Origin of the sequence: Pseudooceanicola sp. HF7 (assembly GCF_011806405.1) — a bacterium.
GTDB lineage: Bacteria > Pseudomonadota > Alphaproteobacteria > Rhodobacterales > Rhodobacteraceae > Pseudooceanicola.
Window position 1 is genome coordinate 21,950 of the sequence record NZ_JAATOW010000047.1, and the last position, 6,077, is coordinate 28,026.

General features: G+C 65.2%; 5 protein-coding genes and 1 pseudogene. 2 read left to right on the plus strand and 4 right to left on the minus strand.

Translation table 11 applies throughout. From position 1 onward, the window contains the following. The first annotated feature begins 42 nt into the window (after nucleotides 1–42). The gene (rpe, locus tag HCZ97_RS18750; protein ID WP_167690643.1) at nucleotides 43–732 is read left to right on the plus strand and encodes a ribulose-phosphate 3-epimerase; all 690 of its coding nucleotides are present in this window, start codon (nucleotides 43–45) and stop codon (nucleotides 730–732) included. A gap of 25 nt (nucleotides 733–757) precedes the next feature. Here the strand turns inward: rpe and HCZ97_RS18755 are convergent, their stop codons facing one another. Next, complete coding sequence (locus HCZ97_RS18755; RefSeq protein ID WP_167690644.1) at nucleotides 758–1,894, minus strand: histidine kinase dimerization/phosphoacceptor domain -containing protein; 1,137 nt, start codon at nucleotides 1,892–1,894, stop codon at nucleotides 758–760. Nucleotides 1,895–2,104: 210 nt separating this feature from the next. Continuing rightward, nucleotides 2,105–2,680, minus strand: coding sequence for a PAS and helix-turn-helix domain-containing protein (locus tag HCZ97_RS18760; RefSeq protein WP_167690645.1), 576 nt, complete (start codon nucleotides 2,678–2,680; stop codon nucleotides 2,105–2,107). A 104-nt stretch (nucleotides 2,681–2,784) separates the two neighbouring features. On the opposite strand from HCZ97_RS18760, the gene HCZ97_RS18765 reads away from it, so the two are divergent. Continuing rightward, entirely contained in the window at nucleotides 2,785–4,086 is a 1,302-nt protein-coding gene (locus HCZ97_RS18765; protein WP_167690646.1) for an acetylornithine deacetylase/succinyl-diaminopimelate desuccinylase family protein, read from the plus strand. Between the two features lie 16 nt (nucleotides 4,087–4,102). Here the strand turns inward: HCZ97_RS18765 and panC are convergent, their stop codons facing one another. Both panC and panB read right to left on the minus strand, forming a co-directional pair. Next, on the minus strand, nucleotides 4,103–4,954 hold the full coding sequence (gene panC, locus HCZ97_RS18770) for a pantoate--beta-alanine ligase (RefSeq protein ID WP_167690650.1): 852 nt from the start codon (nucleotides 4,952–4,954) through the stop codon (nucleotides 4,103–4,105). A 39-nt stretch (nucleotides 4,955–4,993) separates the two neighbouring features. Continuing rightward, a pseudogene (gene panB / locus HCZ97_RS18775) lies at nucleotides 4,994–5,803 on the minus strand (3-methyl-2-oxobutanoate hydroxymethyltransferase); the annotation flags it as partial. Between the last annotated feature and the right edge of the window lie 274 nt (nucleotides 5,804–6,077).

Sequence of the window (6,077 nt, forward strand, 5' to 3'; positions counted from 1 at the left end):
GCCCGTATATCGCTGGCAAATTCGTGCCCCGGGAGTGCCGCCATGACCTTCGACCGTTCGCTAAAGATCGCCCCCTCCATCCTCTCCGCTGATTTCGCCAATTTCGGAGCCGAGATCGAGGCCGTCGAGGCCCAGGGCGCCGACTGGATCCACGTGGACGTGATGGACGGGCATTTCGTGCCCAACATCACGTTCGGCCCGCAGCTCTGCAAGGCGATCCGCAAGCACATCAACACGGTGATGGACGTCCACCTGATGATCGCGCCGGTCGATCCTTATATCCAGGCCTTCGCCGATGCGGGCGCGGATGTGCTGACCGTTCATGTCGAGGCCGGTCCCCATATCCATCGCACGCTTCAGGCGGTCCGCGCCGCCGGCTGCAAGGCGGGCCTGGCGCTGAACCCGGGCACGCCGGTCGAAGCCGTCGCGCCGCTGCTGGACATGGTCGACCTGATCTGCGTCATGAGCGTCAACCCCGGCTTCGGCGGGCAGAAGTTCATCACCTCGCAAGTCGAGAAGATCCGCCAGCTTCGCGCCATGATCGGCGACCGGCCCATTAATATCGAGGTGGATGGTGGCGTGACCCCGGAAACCGCGCCGCTGGTGCGCGAAGCCGGCGCCGATGTCCTGGTGGCCGGATCCGCCGTCTTCAACGGCGGTTCGGTCAGCGATCCTGCGCCTTACGGTCAGAACATCCGCGCCATCCGCACCGCCTGCGACGTGCTGGTATGATCAATCAGGCCAGCACGCCGGTTCTTCAGGCCCGGGCCAGGGCGCCATTGGCGTCCGGGCCGAGGTTCTCTTCGTCCTGCAGCGGGAAATCGAGGGTGATCTTGGTGCCCTGCGGTCCGCTCTCAAGCGCGAAGGCGCCGCCCAACTGACGGGCGGAGGCTTCGATCACCTGCATGCCCAAACCGTGGCTCATGGTCACGCCGCCGGGCAGGCCCACGCCGTCATCTGACAGCACCAGGTCGCAGCGGGAATCCTCGCGGACCTCTGCGTGACAGCGGATCACGCCGTCGCGGCCGTCCGGGAAGGCGTGCTTGAAGGTGTTCGCGGCGAATTCGTTCAGGATGACGCCCAATGCGGCAGCCACGCTGGCGTCCACGTCAACCGTGGGCCAGCTGGACGCGATCCGGACATTCGGCGGGGCGGAGCCGCCCACAAGACGGCAGACAGAGGTGCCGAAGGCGTTCAGGTTGATCGTCTCGCTGTTCTCGGCGCGGTAAAGCTGTTCATGCAGGGAGGCCACGGTCTCGATCCGCCGCCGCACATGTTCCAGTGCTGCGCGGGTCTCATCGCTGTGCACGTCGCGCGCCTGCATCCGCGTCAGGGCAGAGACCGACTGGAGCGAGTTCTTGACCCGGTGATCGACCTCTCTCCGCATCAGTTCGGCCTGTTGCAGGGAGCGCTTGAGCTCCATCTGGGCAATCACCTGCCGGGCCAGCACCCGCAGGGTATCCCGTTGCAGGGCGGTCAGCTTGTTGGGCTGGGTGTCCAGAACGCAGAGCGACCCAATGGGCTGCCCTTCGGTGCTGGTGAGGACCGCGCCCGCATAGTAGCGCAGGCCCATTTCCCCGGTGACCAGGGGATTATCCGCCGTGCGCGGATCCTTGGTGGCATCCTGGATCTCGAGAAACCCGTCTTCTTCCAGCAGCGCATGGGCGCAAATGGATTCCTCAAGCGTGGTTTCCGTGGCATCCAGCCCGCTGCGGGCCTTGAACCACTGGCGATCGGCATCCACGAGGCTGATCAGAGAGACCGGCATCCCGCAGATGGCAGAAGCGAGTTTGACGACATCGTCAAAGGGTTCCTCCGTATCCGTATCAAGGATTTCGAAGGAACCAAGTGCGGCAAGGCGTTCTGCCTCGTCAGTGTGTTTCGGCGCTTTCATGGTGGTGGTCCCGCAGCTTAATTCAGGGGGGCGACGAAACCCTTTAGGCAGGCACGGGGACCCGCGCAATTCAACCGGAAGCCTGCCCTAGCGGAAACTTTTAACATTTACCCTGCCAGAGGCAGTTTCCGGCTTTATGCAGACTTTTCCGGGGTTTGCGTTAACCACGATTCAGTGGATTTCAACGGTTTCCCGACGCGAATCGTCTTTTCACAGGCCCGGGCCCGCAAGTCTTCGAATCAGCTCGGCTGCATTCCTGACGCCCAACTTCTTCAAAAGGCGGGCCCGAACGTCCTCCACGCTGCGTGGGGACAGGCTCAACTGCCGGGCGATTTCCTTGCTGGTCTGACCGCGCGCCAGGCCCGCCGCCACGTCGCGTTCCCTTGGGGTCAGGCGGCTGGGCTCTGCCAGGGGCAGGGGGGCAAAGCTCATCACGATCCGGGCCAGGGGGGTCTCCGGAGTCAGCGTATGGGCGCGGAAGCGGACCCAGATCGTGCCGGAGCGCGCGCGCTGCATCATGCGTTCGTCGCTGTAGATGCCGGTATCACGCAGCGCGGAAAGCCCCACGTCGCGGATCGTCTCGAACTCCTGCGGGCTGGAATAGAGAATGCGGAAGCTCTGGCCAATCAGCTCTTCCCTTGGCCGCTCCACGAGGGCGGCGAAGGGGGCGTTGCAGGCGCGGATCACGCGATCTTCCGCCATCACCAACCCGACCGGCGCATGGTCCCATGCCAGCCGCTCTGCTGCCGCCAAATCGGGCTGGGTTCCGGGGGGCTGCGCTGACATCCTGCCATTTCCTCTCGATTGAGACCTCAAAACCCCTGAAAAACCGGGGCTACCGTATTCATACGGTATTGAGACCGTAGTGCCCTCAAGCGCAGCGTGGAAGCATGAAAGACGATGCCCCCTCTTCCGCCCCGCTTCAGGACCGCCTTCGGGCAGAGATCGCCGCGCGGCGTGACGACCTGGTCGCCCTGACGCAGGACCTGATCCGCATTCCCACGCTGAACCCGCCGGGCGAGTGCTACCTTGAGATCTGTGAATACCTGGACAAGCGCCTCAAGGGGTCCGGGTTCGAAACGCAGCTGATCCGGGCCAAGGGCGCGCATGGCGATACCGATCGCTACCCGCGCTGGAACATCGTGGCGCGAAAGGACGGCACGCATCCGGGCGATTGCGTTCATTTCAATTCCCATACCGATGTCGTCGAAGTGGGACGCGGCTGGACGAAGGATCCCTTCGGCGGAGAGGTCGCGGATGGCAAGGTCTATGGCCGTGGCGCCTGCGATATGAAGGGCGGGCTTGCGGCCTCCATCGTCGCGGCAGAGGCCTTTATCGCCGTGGTGCCCGAATGGGCCGGCGCGATCGAGATTTCAGGCACCGTGGACGAGGAATCCGGCGGTTATGCAGGTGTGGCCTACCTGGCTGAGAAGGGCTTCTTCGAGAAGGTCCAGCACGTCATCATCCCCGAACCACTGAACCCGGACCGCATCTGCCTGGGCCACCGCGGCGTCTGGTGGGCAGAGATCGAGACCTTCGGCGAGATCGCCCATGGCTCCATGCCGTTCCTGGGCGATTGCGCCGTGCGCCACATGGGCGCCGTGATCAACGAGATGGAAGATACGCTGTTCCCGGCCCTGCACGCCAAGACCACGGACATGCCCGTGGTACCGGAAGGGGCGCGCCATTCCACGATGAACATCAACTCCCTGCATGGCGGCCTGCCGGAGCCGGGAGAGGATGAAACCGGTTTCCCCTCGGCCTGCGTGCCCGACAGCGCCCGGATGATCATCGACCGTCGCTACCTGATCGAGGAAGACCCAGAAGAGGTGAAGGCTGAAATCCGGGCAGTCCTGGATCGCGTCGCCGCGCGACGTGAGAAATTCACCTACGAGCTGCGCGAGATGTGGGGCGTGACCCCGACGATGACGAAAAAGGACGCGCCGGTGGTACAATCCATCCACCGGGCCATCCAGCAGACCTACGGGCGGGCCCCGGAATACGTCGTCTCTCCCGGCACCTACGATCAGAAGCACATCGCCCGGATCGGCAAGCTGCACAATTGCATCGCCTACGGGCCCGGGATCCTGGACCTGGCGCACAAGCCCGATGAATATATCGGGATCGAGGACATGCTGCGCTCGGCCGAGGTCATGGCGCTCAGCCTGGCGGAACTGCTTGCCCATGGGTGACGGGCGGGCGGCCTTTTCAGACGGGCGCGCCTTCGCCGGAAACGGCAAGGTTGTCGATCAGTCGCACGCCGTCCAGCCATGCAGCGGCGAAAAGGCGGGTGTCGCCCCGGGCCTGCTCGCGCGCTTCCAGCGAGGAGGCCTCGCGCAAGTCGAGGTACTCGATTTCCTTGAAGCCGCCGTCCAGCAGCCTTTGCCGGGCCTGCGGCGCGATCTCTGCCATGGTGCCGCCTTCGCGCAGCGCCTGGGCCATGTCGCGCATGACCTGCCCCAGCAGGGGCGCCGTCTCATGCCCGGCTTCGGAGAGCAGCTGGTTGCGAGAGGACAGGGCAAGCCCGTTGTCTTCGCGGACCGTGGGGCATCCGATGACGTCGACATCCAGGTCCAGGTCCCGGGCCATGCGGCGCACGACCTGCAACTGCTGCCAGTCCTTGCGCCCGAAATAGGCACGCTCCGCGCTGGTCTGGGTGAAAAGTTTGGCGACCACGGTGGCGACCCCGTCGAAATGACCGGGCCGATGCGCGCCGCAAAGCACATCCGTCAGGCCAGTGACGCTGACCGTGCTGGCGAAGCCTTCGGGATAGATCTGGGCGCCGTCGGGCACGTAGATCGCATCGACGCCGATGGGGGCCAGCTTGCGGGCATCTTCCAGCTCCGTGCGCGGGTAATTGGCAAGGTCTTCGGGGCTGTTGAACTGGCGCGGATTGACGAAGATCGTGACGATCACGCGGTCGCATTCCGCACGGGCGGCGCGCGCCAGGCTCAGGTGGCCTTCGTGCAGTGCACCCATGGTGGGCACCACGCCGATGACCTCTCCGCAGCGGCGCCAGCTGCGGGTGAGGGCGCGCAGGTCCTCCAGCGTGCGGACGATCTTCTCCTCCCCCGTGGGCGCAGGCGTCTTGCCAGGGGTTTCGGCAAAGCTGTGCTCCGGGCCGGGAAAGCGGCGGGCGCGGACGTCCTGGCCGTAGGCCGCCACGGCAGCAGCAGCCTGGCGACCAAGCTGGGCGTAACGCTTGACGAACTTCGGCTTGAAGGCGGTGAACAGCCCCAGCATGTCATCGACCACCAGGATCTGGCCGTCGCAGGCGGAGCCAGCGCCAATGCCGATGGTGGGAATGTTCAGCGAGTCGGTCACACGGTCGGCCAGCGCGGCAGGAACCTTTTCCAGCACCGCGGCAAAGGCGCCGGCCTTGGCCACCGCGCGGGCATCCGACATCAGCGCGTCTCCGTCTGCGCCGCGCCCCTGCACCTTGTAGCCGCCCAGCACGTTGATGGCCTGCGGTGTCAGGCCGACATGGGCCATGACCGGAATGCCGCGCCGGGTCAGGAAGCGGATCGTCTCGGCCATCTCCTTGCCGCCTTCCAGCTTGATCGCCGCCGCGCCCGTCTCCGCCATCAGGCGGGCGGCATTGCGAAAGGCCTGCTCCGGCCCCTCTTCGTAGCTGCCGAAGGGCATGTCGATCACCAGCATGGAGCGGCTCAGCCCACGCGCAACCGCCTGGCCGTGCAGCACCATCATGTCCATCGTGACAGGCAGGGTCGACGGCAGGCCGTGCTGCACCATGCCAAGGCTGTCACCGACCAGGACGAAATCGCATTCGCCGTCCATGAGCGCCGCCATGGGCGTGGTATAGGCCGTCAGGGAAACGATCGGGCGCTGCCCCTTCAATGCACGGATGTCATCGGGAAGGGGGGCGCTCTTGCGGGCCGTGGCGCTCATTCTCTGCTCCTCCTGCAGGGGCGGTGCCGGGTAGCGAGGGAGTAACAATCTTGCGCAATAGGGTCCAGAGCTTTCGGTGGTCTTCGCGCTTGACCCCGACGCAGGCTAGGGCAAGCTGAGACGATAATTGGGAAAACGGTCCGCAGTGGCCGGGAACAACAGGAGACAGACCATGACCTCCAAGTGGACACTGGCGCTGGCCGCGGGGCTTGCGGCCCTTTCGGCCCCGGCCCTTGCACAGCCGAAGGCAGAGATGACGCTGGGATTGCAGCTG